General features: G+C 39.9%; 18 protein-coding genes. 16 read left to right on the top strand and 2 right to left on the bottom strand.

What is annotated here, in order from left to right; genetic code table 11:
- The first annotated feature begins 54 nt into the window (after positions 1 to 54).
- On the top strand, positions 55 to 1,290 hold the full coding sequence (locus tag ACGHIY_RS09105; RefSeq protein ID WP_195394710.1) for a DUF445 family protein: 1,236 nt from the start codon (positions 55 to 57) through the stop codon (positions 1,288 to 1,290).
- The gene (locus tag ACGHIY_RS09100) at positions 1,287 to 2,600 is read left to right on the top strand and encodes a DUF445 domain-containing protein (protein WP_058948265.1); all 1,314 of its coding nucleotides are present in this window, start codon (positions 1,287 to 1,289) and stop codon (positions 2,598 to 2,600) included. The genes ACGHIY_RS09105 and ACGHIY_RS09100 overlap by 4 nt, the downstream gene beginning before the upstream one ends.
- Positions 2,601 to 2,767: 167 nt before the next feature.
- Here the strand turns inward: ACGHIY_RS09100 and ACGHIY_RS09095 are convergent, their stop codons facing one another.
- Both ACGHIY_RS09095 and ACGHIY_RS09090 read right to left on the bottom strand, forming a co-directional pair.
- Positions 2,768 to 4,180 carry an ATP-binding protein gene (locus tag ACGHIY_RS09095; RefSeq protein ID WP_370774380.1) on the bottom strand — a complete coding sequence of 471 codons (1,413 nt, stop codon included), beginning with the start codon at positions 4,178 to 4,180 and terminating at the stop codon, positions 2,768 to 2,770.
- Positions 4,158 to 4,832 carry a response regulator transcription factor gene (locus tag ACGHIY_RS09090; protein WP_390525496.1) on the bottom strand — a complete coding sequence of 225 codons (675 nt, stop codon included), beginning with the start codon at positions 4,830 to 4,832 and terminating at the stop codon, positions 4,158 to 4,160. Before ACGHIY_RS09090 ends, ACGHIY_RS09095 begins: the two co-directional genes overlap by 23 nt.
- An 884-nt stretch (positions 4,833 to 5,716) precedes the next feature.
- On the opposite strand from ACGHIY_RS09090, the gene ACGHIY_RS09085 reads away from it, so the two are divergent.
- The 14 genes from ACGHIY_RS09085 (at position 5,717) to ACGHIY_RS09020 (ending at position 19,452) form a co-directional block, all read left to right on the top strand.
- Complete coding sequence (locus ACGHIY_RS09085) at positions 5,717 to 7,435, top strand: FAD-binding protein (RefSeq protein WP_221741181.1); 1,719 nt, start codon at positions 5,717 to 5,719, stop codon at positions 7,433 to 7,435.
- 1 nt (position 7,436) lies between these two features.
- Entirely contained in the window at positions 7,437 to 8,399 is a 963-nt protein-coding gene (locus tag ACGHIY_RS09080) for a succinate dehydrogenase/fumarate reductase iron-sulfur subunit (protein WP_004698188.1), read from the top strand.
- Positions 8,399 to 9,274, top strand: a complete 876-nt coding sequence (locus ACGHIY_RS09075) for a CoB--CoM heterodisulfide reductase iron-sulfur subunit B family protein (RefSeq protein WP_004698224.1) — start codon at positions 8,399 to 8,401, stop codon at positions 9,272 to 9,274. The genes ACGHIY_RS09080 and ACGHIY_RS09075 overlap by 1 nt, the downstream gene beginning before the upstream one ends.
- Before the next feature lie 461 nt (positions 9,275 to 9,735).
- The gene (locus ACGHIY_RS09070; protein ID WP_221741182.1) at positions 9,736 to 10,482 is read left to right on the top strand and encodes a hypothetical protein; all 747 of its coding nucleotides are present in this window, start codon (positions 9,736 to 9,738) and stop codon (positions 10,480 to 10,482) included.
- 225 nt (positions 10,483 to 10,707) lie between these two features.
- A complete protein-coding gene (locus ACGHIY_RS09065; RefSeq protein WP_009352393.1) occupies positions 10,708 to 10,914 on the top strand; it encodes a DUF1659 domain-containing protein in 207 nt (68 codons plus the stop codon).
- A gap of 220 nt (positions 10,915 to 11,134) precedes the next feature.
- On the top strand, positions 11,135 to 11,356 hold the full coding sequence (locus tag ACGHIY_RS09060; RefSeq protein ID WP_221741183.1) for a DUF2922 domain-containing protein: 222 nt from the start codon (positions 11,135 to 11,137) through the stop codon (positions 11,354 to 11,356).
- A gap of 305 nt (positions 11,357 to 11,661) precedes the next feature.
- On the top strand, positions 11,662 to 12,273 hold the full coding sequence (locus ACGHIY_RS09055) for a MotA/TolQ/ExbB proton channel family protein (protein ID WP_156697323.1): 612 nt from the start codon (positions 11,662 to 11,664) through the stop codon (positions 12,271 to 12,273).
- Positions 12,270 to 12,674, top strand: coding sequence for a biopolymer transporter ExbD (locus ACGHIY_RS09050; RefSeq protein WP_021148712.1), 405 nt, complete (start codon positions 12,270 to 12,272; stop codon positions 12,672 to 12,674). The genes ACGHIY_RS09055 and ACGHIY_RS09050 overlap by 4 nt, the downstream gene beginning before the upstream one ends.
- Positions 12,675 to 12,682: 8 nt before the next feature.
- On the top strand, positions 12,683 to 13,486 hold the full coding sequence (locus ACGHIY_RS09045; RefSeq protein ID WP_221741184.1) for a cell envelope integrity protein TolA: 804 nt from the start codon (positions 12,683 to 12,685) through the stop codon (positions 13,484 to 13,486).
- 166 nt (positions 13,487 to 13,652) lie between these two features.
- Positions 13,653 to 15,716: a TonB-dependent receptor gene (locus ACGHIY_RS09040; RefSeq protein WP_287541423.1), complete on the top strand. Its 2,064-nt coding sequence runs from the start codon at positions 13,653 to 13,655 to the stop codon at positions 15,714 to 15,716.
- Between the two features lie 143 nt (positions 15,717 to 15,859).
- Complete coding sequence (locus ACGHIY_RS09035) at positions 15,860 to 16,843, top strand: ABC transporter substrate-binding protein (RefSeq protein WP_390525495.1); 984 nt, start codon at positions 15,860 to 15,862, stop codon at positions 16,841 to 16,843.
- Positions 16,827 to 17,828 carry a FecCD family ABC transporter permease gene (locus ACGHIY_RS09030; RefSeq protein ID WP_390525494.1) on the top strand — a complete coding sequence of 334 codons (1,002 nt, stop codon included), beginning with the start codon at positions 16,827 to 16,829 and terminating at the stop codon, positions 17,826 to 17,828. Before ACGHIY_RS09035 ends, ACGHIY_RS09030 begins: the two co-directional genes overlap by 17 nt.
- Positions 17,825 to 18,613 (top strand): ABC transporter ATP-binding protein, encoded by a 789-nt coding sequence (locus tag ACGHIY_RS09025; RefSeq protein WP_390525493.1) that lies wholly within the window; start codon positions 17,825 to 17,827, stop codon positions 18,611 to 18,613. The genes ACGHIY_RS09030 and ACGHIY_RS09025 overlap by 4 nt, the downstream gene beginning before the upstream one ends.
- Before the next feature lie 251 nt (positions 18,614 to 18,864).
- The gene (locus tag ACGHIY_RS09020; protein ID WP_004694680.1) at positions 18,865 to 19,452 is read left to right on the top strand and encodes a DedA family protein; all 588 of its coding nucleotides are present in this window, start codon (positions 18,865 to 18,867) and stop codon (positions 19,450 to 19,452) included.
- Positions 19,453 to 19,461 lie beyond the last annotated feature (9 nt).

The raw sequence follows: 19,461 nt of genomic DNA, 5'->3' as shown, positions 1-19,461 counted from the left end.
CTACGTTATATAGGAACAGTCTATAAGCGTAATTGAGTAAGTTAGGATCAAGTGATGATGAAAACCAAACCAGTGGCAACCACCCTGTTGGTTGTCATGGCTATTATATTTTTAATTTCATATCCGCAGCAACATGATACATTTTGGGCCTTTATCATGCATATCTCTGGGGCAGCTATGATAGGTGGCCTCGCGGACTGGTATGCAGTAACGGCTCTCTTTACGAAGCCTTTAGGCATTCCTTTCAAAACGGCAATCTTGCCGCGCAGTAAGGAACGATTAATTCAGATAGGTCGCACTATGCTCAGCGAAGAGCTATTGCGCGTGCCACAGATGTATTATGCTATCAAAAAAGAACGCGTTATGGTCCGTATCGTTGAATACGGCATGAGCGATATGGGACAAGTTCAAATTCGAAATCTCTTGTACGGTGTGGGGAATCAAGTTTTATCTCATATGGATATTGAACCGATGCGCCAAGAGATTAATAAGGCCATTTATAAGGGGGTTACAAACTGGAAAGCAACACCCCTCGTTATTCTCTTTGGCCGTTGTATGCTAGAACGTCACACAGCAAGCGTGTTTTGGCTTTATTTTAACCGCACATGTCAGCGTGTTATCGCATCAAATCAGGTATATCCGTATTTGTATCGCGTCATGCTAGACATTATGAAAACTTATACAAAGGATTCTTTCTTTCGTGAATTGGCCATCGCCTTTGGCGGAGATGGACTTTCACCAGAACGATTGGTAGAAACGGTACAGAAAAAAGCCGTTCAATTCTTGAAGGAAAATGAATCTATTGACTCTGCATTGGGGCGCTATGTATGGGGCCAAGCCATTCGCTTTTTTAATAATTTGGAAACTAATACAGAGTGGCAAGCTTTCATCGAAGAACATAAAAATCAGTGGATTAGAATGGTTCTTGAAGAATGGGAAGGCAAACTTATCGATGGGGATACATTGGATTGGAAACGCCTCATGGACATCGTTATGGAGCGCTTTAATGTGCTCGGTACCGAAATTTTGTTGAATCCAGACAAGCAGGCGCCTTTTGAGCGGTTCTTCTTGTTGCGTAGTATTCCGTGGTTGCAGAAATTGAACCCCCTCATCGACAGTGTGGTAGGTCAAGAATTATCCCGCTATTCGCCTGATGAAATCACTCAAATTGTTCGCGGCAAAATGTACTATGACCTTCAAATGGTGCGTATTAATGGTTCCCTTATAGGGGCTGTCCTTGGCGGCATCTTATACGGTTTGACCATCATTGTAGAGGGGGTGCTCAAATGATTAGTTATTTGAAATCCCTTACCTTGAAACAGCGTGCTAATGGCATTTTAGGCTTGACTGCCGTATTGTATTGTTTTGCTTTTGTAGGACAATTTTTCTTTGGCTATGAAAGTTGGTATCAACCGTTGTACTGGGCTGTTCAATCTGCCCTCATCGGCAGTGTGGCCGACTGGTTTGCTGTAACAGCATTATTCCGTAAGCCACTAGGTTTCCCATATCATACAGCGCTAATTCCTCGAAATAAAGATCGCCTCATTAATGGCGTTATTAAACTTGTAGAGACGAAGATGCTTACCAAGGAGCGTTGTAAAGTATTATTAAAAAATGTGCAATTTGTGCCATTGTTTGAGAAGTTCTTGTTGTCTCCTGAGGGGCAACGAGCAGCACGCCTTGTGATTCATCAAGGACTACACCTTTTATGGAAATCTCAAACTAATGAAGAATGGGCACAATGGGGGGCAAAACGCATTCGTGGATTGCTTCAACAACATTCTCTCGTGCCCGTTTTGAAACACGTATTACTCGATTTATGTGAGCATAATCGCTATGAAAGTATGGTTGTGCAAGTTCTAAACGTGATTCAAGAACGGATTAATCATCCGGCTATGGTTACCTGGCTTACCGCTGTCGTAGCAGAAGAGGCACATAAGAAAAAGCGAAAAGGCTTCTGGTCTGATTTCCTTATTTCTATGTCCGAAGCTACCGATGTAGTAAACTATCAAGAAATGGCAGAGGCTATTGTACAAGAGGCCTATGCGATGCTGGAAAGCTGGAAGCGGCCCAATAGCCCCGAACGAACTGCTTGGTTGCGACAATGGGTAGAACCAATTCGTAATATTGAAGAGAATCATGAAGTCTGCGATGCTCTTAATGAAGCGTGGGAACGTTGGATTCGCGAACAAGACTGGGAATCTGTTATCGAAAATCATTTATGCCCTTATATAGAAGAACTATTGCTCGTAGGGGATGAAAACGGAGAAACTCCGGCTCAGGTTTTAGTTAATATTGCTCTTGAATTATGGAATGTATACGGCCAATCAGAAGATCTTAGAAATCGTATTGAAAAAACCTTACACGATATTGGCGACTATGTACTTGAACAAGGGTATGACCTCATTGAAACTATCATACGTCAAGTATTAGGTGGCCTCAGTACAGATAAATTTATTTACTTTATTGAATCTAAGGTGGAGGACGATCTCAGCTGGATCCGCATTAATGGTGCTATCGTTGGTGCTGTAGCGGGTCTGCTTGTATGGACTTTCTTAGAATATGTATATATGCCGTTTTGGCAACAATTTGTAGGCTAAAGTTAATTATCTATAATAAGTTGCTTTAAAATTAAATACACAAAAACTAGCATATAGAAGGAGCTTCTATATGCTAGTTTTTTATGGTTTAATTAATTCTACATTATGGGCTTTTGGATTAAAATTGATATAGAAAAGGGACTGACCATTGGTCAGTCCCTTTTATGTTATTCTTCCCTTGTATTGTACGGTAATCGCACGGTAAATGTAGTTTTTACTTGGGGTTCACTCGTGGCCGTTACTGTACCATGGTGTAAGTTAATAACTTTATTTACAAAGTAGAGGCCTAAACCTATACCGTGATTAGATTTTTTATTTCGCGATTGTTCCGTTTGATACATACGATCCCAAATATGATCCAGAGCTTCAGGTTCGATGCCAATACCATTATCTGTTACGGTAATGACTAAGTCTCTGCCTACGAGTTTAGCCGAAATATCAATAGTAGAGTTTGTAAACTTAATGGCATTGTCCACTAGGTTTGTGATAGCTCGACGTAATGATACTTCGTGAGCATTCATATGTAAATTAGGCTCAATATGAGATGTAATCGTAATCTGTTTATCTGTATTTTCTGTACAGAGTCTTGTATAGTCGTGGACCATATTGGATAACATCAATGATACATTGACAGGTGCAAAGCTTAGACCTTGTGCATTTTCAAGGCGGGCTACATCAAGCAGTTGGCTTACGAGGTTAGTCATGAATTTAGCTTGCTCTAAGATATGTGTTAAACCTTCCCGTAGATCTGCTTCCGTACGACCGTATTTTAAAGCAAATTCACTTTCTGCTTTAATAACGGCAATTGGTGTACGTAGCTCGTGAGATACGTCAGAACTAAATTGTCTTTCACGATTGGAAGAATCCTCAAGACCTGAAATCATACGGTTAAATGTTGTAGTTAGTTCGTAGATTTCATCTCTCGCTGTGCGAGCAGGAATGTCGATACGACGGCTCAAGTCGTTGTTCTTACCGATGACTTTAGCTGTTTTCGTCAAGGTTCGGACCGGTTTAAGTCCTTTTTTGATGAAAAGATAACCGCCTAGGGAGGAAATTAGTAAGAAAATGATATTCCCTAACAGTAAGCTGTATAAAAGGTTTTCCGTCTTTTTAGAGGCTGTTTTTACTTTTGTAACAGCACGCAAAATACCACGATAGTTCGGTTCGTTGACCGGTGTATCGTAGTAGTAGAAGGTATCATCACCAGCAGCAATTTCACCAACTTGGCCTAAGGAAAGGATTGTTTGGTTTGGAAACCCATCTGGCAAGGCGCCTTTAATAATATAGCCGTCTTGAGTTGATACAAAGAAGAATGTATTATCTTGGTACGGTTTAAACTTGCGAATATCCGTAGCCATAATCATCGCTTGTTGTTGTAAGCGTTCGCGCACTTCTTTGTTATCGGATTCATGTGTATATGCGTAAATCCATGCGGATGCAACCATCAAAATGATAAGCAAAAAGATGGTATACCAAGACATAATTTTAAAGGTTAGGGGCAGCCGATTAAATAAATCGGCTGCCCCAGACATGGTATCTAGATCTCGGTGAGGATCATTAGTTTTCTGTTTTGAGGACATACCCTACTCCACGAACCGTTTGAATGAGTTTTACATTCTCATCAGTATCAATTTTCTTGCGCAAATCTTTAATGTATACGTCGATAAGGTTAGAGTAGCTTTCATAATCGTATTCCCAAACATGGTCAAGGATTTGTTGACGAGATAATACGATATTTTCGTTACTTGCTAAATAGAATAATAGGTCGAATTCTTTTGCAGTCAATGTAATTGTTTCGCCGTCGCGTTTAACAGTACGTTGAGGAACATTGATGGTAAGTGGACCTACATGGATATCGTTTTGTGCATGACGCGCATTACGACGAGCTAATGCATAAATACGAGCGGTTAACTCTTCAAGCTCGAAAGGCTTTACAAGATAATCATCTGCACCAGTGTTAAGGCCTGTAACTTTATCTTGTAAGGAATCCTTTGCTGTTAAAAGCAATACAGGTGTTGTATTACCGTCGTTACGCATTTGTGCAAGAGCACTGATACCATCGAGGATTGGCATCATAATATCCATTACGATAACGTCATAGCTAGATGTGTTAACGTAATCGATCGCTTGTTGCCCGTTAAAGCATGTATCAACTGTCATATTTTCTGCGCGTAAATATTTAGCCGTGATACCATTCAGCATTTCTTCGTCTTCTACAAGTAAAATTTTCATTCTCTGTTCTCCTTATGTATGATTTAAAAATATAGCTCTCCAACTACATTAATTATAGTCATTATATATATAAACTTTCTTTTTTTTGAAAGCCACAACACCATATAAGGTGACTATATATATAATATTATATAACTTATTTATCTATTATCATACCTTATACAATAGTAATGAGCAAAAGATGAATGTACATGCGAGTTTACAAGACGTTTCTTCATTTTTGAAAGCCTTAAAAATGGTGAAAGACTGAAACTTAATGAATTCTGCTAATGAATAAAATCTAACTATATCGAAGATTGCCGTATGCGCATAGATGAGGGTGATTTTATCGATTTTAGATGATGTGCGATAAATCACTAAAAAAACTTATGATAATTATTATCACAGAAATAAATGCTTGTTATGAACGGAGAAATACGATAATTTTCGATGATTAAATTCGAGGTAAATTTAGTAGGAATTTAATGGATATTAATTATTAGGAATGGTTAGCAATAATTAAAAAGCTAGTGTTTATGCGAATTCTATAGATACCAAAGGAAATAAAAACATAGAAAAATTTCGGAACCGAACTACTTTCGTAAAATCCTTAACTTCTTGTAAAAATTATTCATATAGGTAATTTTTTGACTCCTCTTTTTACCTTAAAAATGCTAAGTGAAATAAATTATCAATTAGATTAATCAAAATTAATTATGCATAATAGGGTTTAGACATGACCTGAAATGCTCTCTATAATTATAGGTAAAGAAATAAGAAAAATCGCATAAGTATGGGGTTTTTCTTGAAAGAAAAATGATTAGGTTATCAAAAATTTTTATAAGTTTTTGAAATGAGATAGTCTAACAGGTTTCTTATTAATAGGTAGTTATGAGGAGGTCATTATGGAACAGTTTGATGTTCTAGTAGTAGGTAGCGGTGGCGCCGGCATGCGTGCGGCTCTTGAAGTAGGTCGTCGCAAAGGCTTAAAAGTAGCTCTTATTACTAAAATTTTCCCAACTCGCTCTGCAACAGCAATGGCGCAAGGCGGTGTAAATGCATGTTTGAACAACGTTGCAGCTGAAGATACAGTTGAAACTCATACTTTCGATACTGTAAAAGGTTCTGACTATCTTGGCGACCAAGATGCAATCGAATTCTTCTGCTCTCGTTGTCCAGAAGGCGTACTTGAAATGGACCACATGGGTGCTCCATTCTCCCGTACTGAAGAGAATAAAATTGCGCAACGTAACTTCGGTGGTCAATCCTATCCACGTACTTGCTACTCTGCGGATAAAACTGGTCACGTTATTTTGCACACAACTTACGAACAATGCTTGAAAGAAGGCGTACACTTCTTACAAGAATGGTATCTTTTAGATCTTGTTAAATCTACAGAAGGTCACGTTGGTGGCGCTGTTGTGTGGAACATGAAAGAAGGTCGCGTAGAACAAATTAAAGCGAAAGCTATTATCTTGTCTACTGGTGGTGCAGGCCGTATCTTCTGGACTCGTACTACAAACCCATTCCTTTCCACAGGCGATGGTATGGCAGCAGCATTCCGCGCTGGTAACGGCTTGAAAGATATGGAAATGATCCAATTCCATCCAACTGGTCTTGGTCGTACTGGTATCTTGATGTCCGAAGCGGTTCGTGGTGAAGGTGGTTACCTTCTTAACGCTGAAGGCGAACGTTTCATGAAAAAATATGCGCCTAACAAAATGGAATTGGCATCTCGTGACGTTGTAGCGAAAGCGATCGAAGATGAAATCGCTGCAGGTCGTGGTTTCGGTTCTGGCCTTAACGCATATGTAGTAGCTGACCTTCGTCACTTGGGCCCTGAAGTTATTATCGAAAAACTTCATGGTATCCGCGACTTAGCTATGTGCTTCGAACATTGCGATCCATTGACTCAACCGGTACCTATTCGTCCTACATGTCACTATACAATGGGCGGTATCGACGTAGTGGATTACAAAACTTGTGCATGTGAATTGCCTGGTTTGTTCGCTTCTGGCGAAGCATCTTGTATCTCCATCCACGGTGCGAACCGCTTGGGTGGTAACTCCTTGGCAGACGGCGTAGTATTCGGTAAAGTATCCGGTGCTGGCGCAGCTGATTATGCTGAAACACATGAACAACCTAACGTAGATGCGGAACTTGCTGCAGCTGCAAAAGCTTGGGAAGCTCGTTTCACAGAAGTAACATCCCGTGAAGGCGGTCGTCCGGTTGTAGAAATTCGCGATGCATTGGCTGATGCAATGTGGAATAAAGTAGGTATCTTCCGTAATGAAGAAGGTATTACTGAAGCCTTAAAAGAAATCGAACAATTGATTGAAGATTATAAAACTTGCTATGTAGGTGACCCTGAACGTACTTACAACATGGCATTCGTAAACTATTGTGAAATTGGCTCCATGTTAACAGTAGCAAAAGCTATTGCTATGGGCGCTTTACACCGCCGTGAATCTCGTGGTGCTCATATTCGTGAAGACCATCCTAAACGTAATGATGAAAGATACTTAAAACATTCCTTGATCAAATTAGGTGCTGACGGTCAATACGAATTAACAGAACGCGACGTAGTGTTCACTAAATACGAACCACAAGAAAGGAAGTACTAAGATGAGACAAATCACCTACCATATTCACCGTTACCAACAAGGTCGCGCGTTTGTACAGACTTTCAAATTCGATTACGAACCTGACCGTACAATCCTCTGGGGCCTTCAAAAAATTAAAGATACTCAAGATCCAACTTTGACATTCTTGGCAGCTTGCCGTTCCGCAGTTTGCGGCGCTTGCTCCATTCGTGTAAATGGCGAAGCGATGCTCGGCTGTGAATCTAAAATCGATGAATTAACAGAACGTTATGGCACAGACGAATTGACAATCGCTCCAATCGGCAACTTCCGTGTTATCCGTGATTTAGTTGTTGATTGGGAATCCAAAGTTGATCGTTTGAAAACAGTTGCTCCTTGGATTTTCCTTAAAGCTGAATTCAACGAAGGGGACAAAATCGTTCGCCAAACTCCAGCTGACTTCAAAAAATTTGTTGCTGGTACAGAATGTATTCTTTGCGGTTGCTGCGCGTCTGAATGTAACAAATTGACTGCACGTCAAGATGACTTCTTAGAACCATATGTATTCACAAAAGCTAACCGTTTCGTATTGGATAGCCGTGATGATGCACCTATGGCTCACATTCAACCTGCATTCGACAATGGCCTTTGGAAATGCGTTCACTGCATGAACTGTATCTCCCGTTGCCCTAAACACTTAAAACCTGCTCAAGATATTTCCAACTTGCGTAAAGAAGCTACAAAAGCTGGTCTTACTAACAGCAAAGGCGTTCGCCATGCAGTTGCTTTCAAAGAGGACCTTTACAAAACTGGTCGTTTGAAAGAAGTTTCTATGAGCTTGAAATCTGATGGTGTTGTAGATTCCGCTAAACAAGCATTCTATGCATTGCGTTTGTGGAAACACAGCAAAATCAATCCATTCGAACTTGTAGTACCTCAAAAACCTGTAAACGGTATTGATGGTGTTCGCAGACTTATGAAAGCAGCTGAGGAGGTAAGCAAATAATGAAATACGCATTTTTCCCAGGTTGCGTTCTTGAAAGCGCTGCCAAAGAAGACTACTTAGCAACAGTTGCTGTAGCTAAAAAATTAGGCATCGAGTTGGAAGAACTTGACGGCTGGACTTGCTGTGGTGCGTCCCACGTTCAAGATATCGCTCCAGAAGTTACACTTGCTACAAATGCACGTAATATTGCATTGGCAGAAGAAAAAGGTTTGAACCTTTTAACTGTATGTAATACTTGTACTTTGATGCTTCGTGAAGCTAAAAATGAACTTGATGCAAACGAAAAAGAAAAGAACGAAGTTAATAAAAAATTAGCTCAAATCGGTAAACAATACCGCGGTACAACTGATATTACTCATTTCTTATGGGTATTGATCCGCGATTACGGTTTGGATAAATTGAAAGCTAAAGTTGTTAAACCGTTAACTGGTTTACGTGTAGCTGAATACTATGGCTGCCATATTCTTCGCCCTCAAACTGAATTGGGCTTCGAAGATTATCAAATGCCTACATCCTTAGCAGATTTGATTTCTGCTATCGGTGCTACACCAATCGACTTCTCCCGCAAACTTGATTGCTGCGGTTTCCATGCAGTATACCCTGCACATGATTCCGTAATGCAAATGACTGGCTCCATCAATAAAGATGCGGCTACAGAAGGCGCAGATTGCGTAGTTACTCCTTGCCCACTTTGCCAAATGCAACTTGATATGTTCCAAAAAGAAGCTAAAGAAGTTGTAGGCGGCGGCAAAGATATGCCAATCTTGCACATGTCCCAATTAGTAGGTCTTGCTCTTGGCATTTCCCCTGCTGAAATGGGTATGCCTAAACGTCACTTAACTGATACTGCAGCAGTGACAAAATTTGTAGGTTAATTCGTTTGATTTGGACATGATCAGAGTTGGTCTATATAGTAGTCTGAATCTAAACCTATTATCATAATTACCAGAAGAACCCCCTAGCTTAGGCTAGGGGGTTCTTCTTTTCTATAAATAGATTTTTAGTAATGTTAATGGTAATAGGTTTGGATTTAATTGTACTGAATTATAAATCGTGAAATATATATAAATCGATAAATGTAAAATAAATACAGTAAAATACTAACTTTATAAATAAATTTGATTTTGATATCGATTGATAATTGTAGTATAATAAGTACACAAATTGTATACACTTATATGAGTAATAGCTAATATGTTGTAATTCATAAATTATTATAATGTTATATATACTAGATTATACAATATAAATTTGGGAGATATTATATTGGAAATACTAGTTATTATGCTTTGAGAGGGTGATTAGCATTATAGAGTGTATATACGGGGGGAAAATAATGAATGATATGCTATTAGAATATATCGATCGAATGATTGATCAAGAGACAGAACATCGTGTTTTTTCTGTGGATTTTAACAACAAACAGTACTTTGTAAAACAGGATATAAGTAACCATCGCTCTAGTTGGATTAAGCCCGCACCTAGAGCTTCTTTTGATTATGAGTTTTACAAGATTTCTTTTGTGAATACGCAATTACCAGTAGCTCCTGTTATTGCTGGTTTTAGAGAACATTATTTTGTTACAGAAGATTGTGGCAAAACGTTAACATATTATAGCCAATTGCCTGCTCAACATCCAGAGGATGATAGTTTGCAAGATATGTTAAGTCATATTTTTTATATGTTTGGCAAGACATTGGGTCGCTTGCATGATTATGGTTTGAGTCATGGTCGTCCTGCTATGCGCGACATTACATATGAGCCTGAACTAGATAAGATCACATTACTCGATTGGGAGAATACTCGCCGTTGGCCTGAGTTAACACCACAAGGATGGGATTTACTCATCTTTGTTCACAGCTTCTTTCGAGAGGATAATTTACCTATTTCTTATCTATATGCTATGATGAATGGCTATAGCTCAGCCTGTACAGCCCGTGAGACAGTGCTACATATAAAAGACATTCTGGGTAGACATGAATATCTTTTTAAATTCTGTCGTATGTTAAATCCTCTACATTTTGTGGACACTGAAGCGGCTGTTAAAGCATATGACTTTATGTTGGCTTTGAAAACTGAATAATATGTATATGGATAGTACTCGTAGTAAGAGCACTTTATAGACCTTTACCGGTGTTATCTAGATTGATAAGCTTCTAGATAACATTAGGTAGAGGTCTTTTTCTATTTCAATTCATAGTATTACAGTCAGAGTTCAGCTACTTTCACTATAAGTACCTTAAATAACGGCAAAGGGGTTGTCGAATGAGGACTTCAGGAATATAAGAGGGTGAAAGGAGGTGATACGATGGCTAACATTAAACGCACTAAATTGGTGTTGCGTTTTAACATCGGTACCGAAGATGCGCCGAAATACAAAGACGTAACCTATACTCGTGTTGCAGAAGAAGCATCTGACGATAATGTGAAAACCGTTGGTAATGCGCTAGCAGCCTTGTATGACCACAGCTTGTCCGATGTGGTCCGCGTCAATGAAGTATCCTTAGGACATTAAGAGTAGGGCTTCTACCATTTTGTTTTAGGTGATCCAAACACATTTTTATTGCTGGTTTCGTACATTCTCACATAGTCGTAAAGAGGTGTAGAAATAGCAAGTCCACACATTCCCATCCTTATTGATATGAATCGAAGATAGGCATATTTGTAATCTAACATGTTTATAGCCTATCTAGATTCGATGAACTTGTTTATGAAACGTGAAAGGAGGCGCCCACATGGCGGAAAAACGCGTTGTATATCTTACATTTTCTACGGTCGGTGGTAAAAGCACATCAGTCACAATTAGTGCTCCTCGTGCTGGAATTACTTTACAAGATGCTAAAACAGCGGCTAATGCGTTAGTGGCTAACAAAGTCATTCTTGGTGCTGGTGATGCAGAATTAGCAACATTTACTACAGCTCGTGAAGTAAAGACACAAACTACTGAATTGCAATAGTACTGATTATGTACGATGTGATTTTGTTAGTGGAAATATAATTTAATAAAAAGAGACCTTGATCAAAGCAAGGTCTCTTTTTGCGTTGCAATTGAGACGTAAGTTCAAATTTATTTCAGGTTTATAATTTATAATATCCTTTATAATGACTGGTATTTATATGATGTTGGAAAATATAGTATGATATGGTAGACTTATTAAGTGATTTTGATTATCGTTTCGACGCAACTTGATTTATTTAAAACTAGTTTAGTAGGGGAGAAAATAAGTTTATAGAATTAAGCTGTTAATAAAGGAGGTTTACGATGAAAGAGGCGTGGGAATTATTCTTACATGGTGGATTTGTTATGTGGCCGCTACTAGTGGCACTTATCATAACCGTAGCTATAGCGATAGAACGTATAGCTTATTATCGACAATTGAAGCGGGAAATGTTTGCTTTGAATGATGCATTAGAAGAGAGCGAAATAAATTGGCAATCCTTATTAACTAGCTTAGAATCTAAATATACAGCTAATATTTCGTATAATCTGACTCGCGTGCTTGGACAGTGTCATGATCGCAATGTATTGCAATCCAAAATGGAGGATATGGTGGCCCATGTTTATACGCACGCTTCCCGTGGTCTTGATTGGCTCTCTACCATTGTTACGATAGCACCATTATTAGGATTGCTTGGTACTGTAACGGGGATGATCGGTGCCTTTCAGGTGTTCGGTGCTGACGGTGCGATACCTACTGCTATTACCGGTGGTGTGGGGGAAGCCCTTGTCGCAACTGCTTCTGGTCTTTGCGTGGCTATTGTGGCATTGTGTTTTCATGCCGGGTTTACTCATCATGTACGTATGACAATATCTCGTTTAGAAGATTCATTTTCTCGTGTCTTAGATTCTTATGATCGGGGGCATGCTGCATGAAACGAATGAGCCGTATGGAGGGAGAAAAGCCTACTTTGATGATTATCCCTATGATTGATATCATCTTTTTCTTGCTCGTATTTTTTATGATTAGCACCATATATACGATTCCACAACAATCCTTGTCTATTATGCTACCAAAAACGAAAACACAGCAGTCCGCTGAGTTGCGCCCGGTTTTAATTGATTTTGAAAAATCTGGGCAGTTGATGATTGATGATGGATATGTGACGAAAGAACAGCTAATTAGCTCTGTGAAAGCCAAAATTGGAGAGAATAAAAATCAAAACTTCCTTATTCGTGCTGACAAGGATTTGAGTTATGGCAAGGTTGTGGAATTAATGGATGATATGAAATTAGCCGGCGCTGCAAGTATTAGTATTGCCACTGTTAATAAATAGGTGATGTTATGGCGAAACAATATGTAGATGTGTGGAAATATCCACATATGACCTATAAAAAAGCCTTTGTTATTGCTACCATTATAAGTATTATTACGGTGGGTGTTGCTTTTATTTCTTTTTCTGATTATATCGAATCTCAGATGGCTGGATCGTTACAAATTAATTTTCTAACGGAACAGGAAGCGGAGAAACAAGTAGAAGAAATTAAAGAGCAGATTAAAGAAGAGAAGGTTCATGAGCTTCAATACCAAAAAGAATTGGAAAATAATAAAGTTCAACCTGATAACGGTGGAGCCGGTCACGGAGGACAAAATGGGAACTCTGCTGTTCCTACAAAAAGTGATGTAAGTCCGTCTAGTCAACAAGCGCGTGCTGGTGAAACAGGTACTATTAAACAATCTTCTGTCGGTAGTAATACGAGGAGTGGACTTGTCGGGCCTGAAGGTCCTGGAATTGGGTATGCATCAACAGGAAGTGGAGAAGGGCTTAGCAATCGTGAGGGTACAGGAGGCACCGAAGTAGATGTCGGTGGTGGCGGCACATTTAGTTATGATGGATATTGGAGTAATTTACAAAGTGCAATTAATAGTAATTACCCTACAGATGCATACGCTATGGGAATTCAAGGTGATGTAACACTAAGAATTTATTTTGCCCCAGGTGGCAGTGTTGCCAGTGTGGAAGTTCTTAATTCTGATGATCCTATATTATCAGAACATGCTAGGGAATATGCTCATAGTGTGGGTGGCGCTGAAAATTCTACAGGTACACAACAATATGCAGATATCACAATTCACTATAATTTATAAGTATAATGAAAAACTAGTATCTTTATGGATACTAGTTTTTTTATATGTATATATATTACTTTGATAACATAAAATAATATTGATAGTTATTCCTGATGAATATATAATTGAGATTAGATATCGTTTTATACTATTAGAGCCCTAATATATTTTCTGGAGGTGTGTGATGAAAAAGTCATGGGCAGCACTATTGTGTGTTGTATATCTAACGTCTGTTGCAGGTGTGGTAGGTGCAGAAAATAATAGTTCTACAAGTGTAGTTAGTATGAATGAATCTCAAAATAATACGAGTGATGAGCAGTCGAGACGTATGAAAGATATTACGGTTACCGCTACTCGTACGGAGGCATTAGTTCGCGATGTGCCAATTGCGACAACGATTATTTCACAAGAAGAAATTAAAGATCGCCAATATCGTAATTTAGAGCAAGCCTTACAAAGTGTGCCAGGCGTTGCTTTCAGCACCGATGCCCACGGTGGACAAAATATTACGATGCGTGGTGCCGAATCTCGTCATACATTAATTCTTATTGATGGACGACGTGTTACGGGAGAGTTGACGAAAACGAGAGCTAATGCCATGGGCTGGCTTCGTCAAGGCATGGATAATGTGGAACGCATCGAAATAACGCGTGGTCCGTCGAGTGCACTTTATGGTTCTGAGGCGAACGGTGGGGTTATTAATATTATTACAAAGCAATCCAGAAAGCCAAGTGTAGAGGTTAATACTGAAATCTCTCGCCGTGATGCATCGAGTGCGACGGGATATAACTTCAATGTATTGGCTCGTAGTGGGCAAAAAGGAAAGTGGAATGGATCGGTCGGTGCAGGTATTCGCAGGAATATAGCGGGTAATAATGATTCTGGCTCGGATAATAATTATCATGGTGATCGGATACCGCTTCATTTTGACGTATCTTATCAAGCGGGAAAAAGAGATAAATTTTCCTTCTTTATAGATCGAGAAACTGAAGACTTGGATATGAATACGAAAAAGGGTAGCTCATTAACTCAATCGGTTGATAAAAATACGACTACTACAAGCACAGGCCTTCGTTGGAATGGTCGTCGCGGTCGGTCATCGCTTATGGTGCAGTCTTACTACAATCATTATAAAGACACCTATGATCAATATAAGCGCACGGGTGGCATAAAAAAACTATCCATTTGGGATGAATATTATAATAAAGAATGGATTACAGACGCACAGGTTAACACATCAATCGATAAGAAGAATCTCTTGACTTATGGCGTTCAATTCCGTCGTCAAGAAGCGATTAGTACACGTATTAATAACGGCTCCATTGCATGGTCAAGAACTCGAGAAGGCATTACAGATACCGCGGGTAAGGCAACCATTAATTACGGTAGTTACTTTGTGCAACATCAATGGAAACCTAGTCGTAAATGGGTAATTATTCCTGCTGTTCGCTATGATACGTCAAATGCATTTGATAGCCATTGGTCGCCTAAGATTGGTGTTACCTATAAAGCAAATGATAGTCTTCGCTTTAAAATGAACTACGGTGCAGGCTACTCCACCCCTGGTATGACGGAAATGTATCATCATTGGCTTATGGCATCTAATGTGCCAAGAGGGCGATTAGGGGTTTTCGATATATATTTGCAAGGTAATCCTAATTTGAAACCTGAAAGCTCTTATAACTTTGATTTCTCCGTAGAAAAAGATTGGAAACGGACAAATGTTAAGGCGTCCTATTTCCACAATGTTATTAAAAATTATATTGAAAGCGGTGCCAATCGTATTGATATGGCAAATCGCCGTATTTATGTTTCGTATTCCAATTTACCTCGTGCTGTATTGCAAGGTGTGGAATTATCTGTAAATCATAGACTCAATGATAAATGGGATGTATTCGGTAACTATACTTATTTGGATGCGAAGAATGACGTTACCCATAATCGTCTGTTAAACCGTGGTCGTCATGTATTCAGTGGTGGTGTTAATTATCATCAAGGTCGCTGGACTGGCGCGTTCTGGGGTAATTATTACATTAATTACCTCGATGGCATTGATGCTATCGTTGTTAACCCACGTCTCAGCATTCCGAAGAAGAAAAACATTCAAACTTGGAATGTTATGGTGACTCGTCAGTTGAATGATAATGCATCCATGTATGTAGGGGTTGAAAATATATTTGGCGAAAAACAAGACTTACGGGATATTCATGGCGCTACTTATCGTATGGGCCTTAACTTGCGTATGTAATAGTGAGATATTAATGTACGCATGAAATGCTGAGGCCTTAATGTATGAATGAAATACATGCATATGTATTGGTGTATGTAATATAGTGGCATTAATTTGAAACTATAATGTATGAGGTTTAGCTTGCATAAGTAATCTGCGAGGTGATCATTATCAATAAGCCATTATTATGTTTATTGGGGCTTGTTGCCGTTGTGGGAACTTTCACTACGGTTATGAGCTTTGAAGGCAAGCGAGAGGTATTCAGCGAGGCAGGTGCTATTCAGATTGAAGATGATACGAAGCAAATTGTGTCGTTGCCAAACATAGCAAGTCGTGTAGTATCTATTTCTTCGGCGGATAGTGAATTGCTTATCACTTTAGGTGTTAGCCCCGTAGGCGTAGTAAATTCAAGGGAGTTACCGGCAGATGTGCAGGCTAAAATTGCACAGTATCCGAATATGAATAGTGCTGTATCTCCAAGTATTGAACGAATTATTATGTCCGACCCGAATCTCGTTATCGGCATTGCCATGCCGTTTCAAACGGCGTTGCGCAAAGCTTTTAATGCGAATCATATTCCTAGCTTTTACCACTTATCCTCCAATTATGATGACATCATGGACCATATTCGACATGTGGGCACTATGACTGGTCATGATAGGGAGGCGGCTGCGTTGGTCCAGAAATATAATGATATCCTAACGGAAATCATACAGCGTCATAAAGATGAGTCTGCACCGCGTGTCCTCATCGTTTTTGGGACACCTACGAGTTACCAACTAGCCTCCAGTAAAACATATGTGGGAGATATTCTCCAAAGATTAGGGGCAAAAAATGTGGCTGATGTATATTTGCCGCAGGATGTATCGGAGAATGCTTTGGATGGATATATTCCGCTTAATCTGGAGACGATGGCCGTTCTTGATTGTGACAAGGTTATCTTGATTAATCATGGCAGTAGCGGTGAGAAAGATATAGCAGCTTTTAAAAAGGCTTTTAAAACGCCGGCATGGCAGAATGTACCTGCTATTGCTAATGGGAATATAGAGGTCTTGCCGGGTCCGTTGTTTGCGTCGGTGCCGACCGCTCGAATGGATCAAGTGTTATTATATGCGGAAAAGGTGTTATATGGACAATCTCATTAATGTGCAGGAACGTCGTGGCTTATGCGTTTTTGTGGCTGCGCTGATTCTGTTAATAGCAGGGGTGTTGCTGAGTATGAAACTGGGCGCCGTTCCATTAACTTGGGGCGAATTATACCAAATCATAACGGGTGGCGACACATCGAAAATTGGTCAAATTATCATGACTATACGCTTACCACGTGTTGTAGTGGGCTTTTTAGCTGGCATGAATCTTGCCTTAGCCGGTGTGATTTTACAAGGTATCTTGCGAAATCCTTTGGCGGATCCCGGAATTATCGGCATTACCTCTGGCGGTGCTTTGGCGGCTATGATCATCATGATTCTCATGCCTACTTACGTTATGCTTGTTCCTATTGGTGCTTTTGTTGGTGCATTAGTGGCATCGTTTTTGGTTTACGGGATTTCTTGGCAAGGTGGGCTCAATCCGTTGCGCCTTATCTTGGCCGGTGTGGCGGTAGCTGCTTTCTTCGGCGGATTTAATACGATTCTATCCGTGTTTTATCCGGATCGTGTTCAAGGAACGGTGAGCTGGATGGCAGGTGGTTTTGTAGGGCGCAGCTGGGACGATGTAATGATGATCTGGCCTTATACGGCTATAGGAATTATTGGATCTATGATATCTATCAGATGGCTTACATTGCTTAGTTTAGGCGATGATACGGCGCGCACTTTAGGTGTGCATGTTGAAAGATGTCGATTGTCCTTACTCGTATTAGCTTCTTTATTAGCCGCATCAGCGGTGAGCGTGTCGGGAATGTTGGGCTTTGTAGGCCTTATCGTGCCTCATGTGGCGCGTCTCATCGTAGGTGTGGACTATCGCTATTTGATTCCTACGTCCATGGTCTTTGGCGGCATATTAATTGTTTATGCCGATACCTTGGCGCGCATGATGATTGCGCCTGGTGAAATCCCTGTAGGCGTACTGATGAGCTTTTTGGGTGCTCCATTCTTCTTGTATCTATTGAAAGGGGTGGGGCGAAGATGAGCGTGTTAACAATCGATAATATAACGGTAGGCTATGGAAAACGATTGATACTGGAAAATCAATCCATCGTCTTTGATAAATCGGAAATAATATCTATCATCGGTCCAAATGGTTCAGGAAAATCAACGTTTTTGAAAGCTTTGGCTCGACTTATTAAGCTAAAACAAGGCACCATATCGCTGGATGAAAAATCTTTACATTCGTGGAATACAAAGGAATTAGCGCGCCATATAGCTTTGTTACCGCAAATTACGACAGCCCCTGAAGGAATGTTAGTTGAGCAGTTGGTTCGATCCGGACGAAATCCGTATGTATCGATTTTTAAGGAACTATCTGATGCGGATTTAGCTGCTGTGGAGCAGGCGATGAAATGCACAGATGTATGGAAATATCGGTATCGGCACATAGGGGAACTATCCGGCGGTGAACGGCAACGCGTATGGCTTTCATTAAGTTTGGCTCAAGAACCAAATATTTTACTCCTCGATGAACCGACTACCTATCTCGACAGTCGTCATCAAATTGAATTGATGGAACTGGTTAAACGCACACAGCGGGAACGAAATATTATGGTCGTTATGGTACTCCATGATTTGAATCTAGCTTTGCGCTATAGCGACCGCATTATTGCCCTTAAAGAGGGTGCTATCGTAGGTGATGGAGCTCCGCATATGATGATGACCCCAGAGAATTTAGCAGAGTGGTTCGGTATTAAAGCGGATATTTTACAAAGCCCTCGTAGTGAAGAAACATGTCCTATATGTGTACCATATGGTCTTGCTTAAACAGAGGAGACTAGGTACCGTATAGCCAGTTAATTGTTAGCTATTTTTACTGAGATGTACACAATAGCAAAAAGGCTATTGTGAAAATTGCATACTGTTTATACCTTAAAGAGGCCCCACTTGTGGTGAGGGTCTCTTTATTATGGTAAAATATATGGTATACCAAATGGTTGGGTGAAACTTTTACGAAACGATGTACAAGAATAAGTACATTATAGAACCCGGATGGGGATTTTTAGTGAGGTAAAATAGTGGAATATATTATTTCGTTTATGGAAACATATGGCTATACGGCCATGTTTATTGCAATGGTTCTAGAAAATGCTAACGTGCCTATTCCGAGTGAAATCGTACTTGGGTTTGCGGGGTATTTGATAGCTCAAGGCATATTTGATATGCATACGACAATGGTAGTAGGTATCTTAGCAGGGATTGTTGGTTCTATAGTATCCTACTGGATGGGTGAGCATGGTGGGCGCCCTTTATTATTGAAATATGGTAAATATATATTTTTTAATGAACATAAATTTGAACTGGCAGAAAAGATGTTTAATAAATATGGCGGTGTAGCTGTATTTTTTGGTCGACTTTTACCCGGTGTTCGTACCTTTATCTCCTTTCCGGCAGGAATGGCACGCTATCCCATGTGGCATTTCATCATCTGGACGGTACTCGGTACGATTCCTTGGACGATTTTGCTCGTTTACTTAGGCAAGGTACTTGGTGAAAATTGGCAAGACCTTATCGAGTACAATCATGAGTTCTTGATTGGTATGATCGTTGTATTTGTCATTATAGCTGCAGTACTGGGCTTTAGATACTATCGTAATCGTCGATAAGGAGACCCC

It is taken from the genome of Veillonella parvula, assembly GCF_042850485.1.
Taxonomy (GTDB): Bacteria; Bacillota; Negativicutes; order Veillonellales; family Veillonellaceae; genus Veillonella; species Veillonella parvula_Q.
This window is presented reverse-complemented; position numbering and strand designations above follow the sequence as displayed.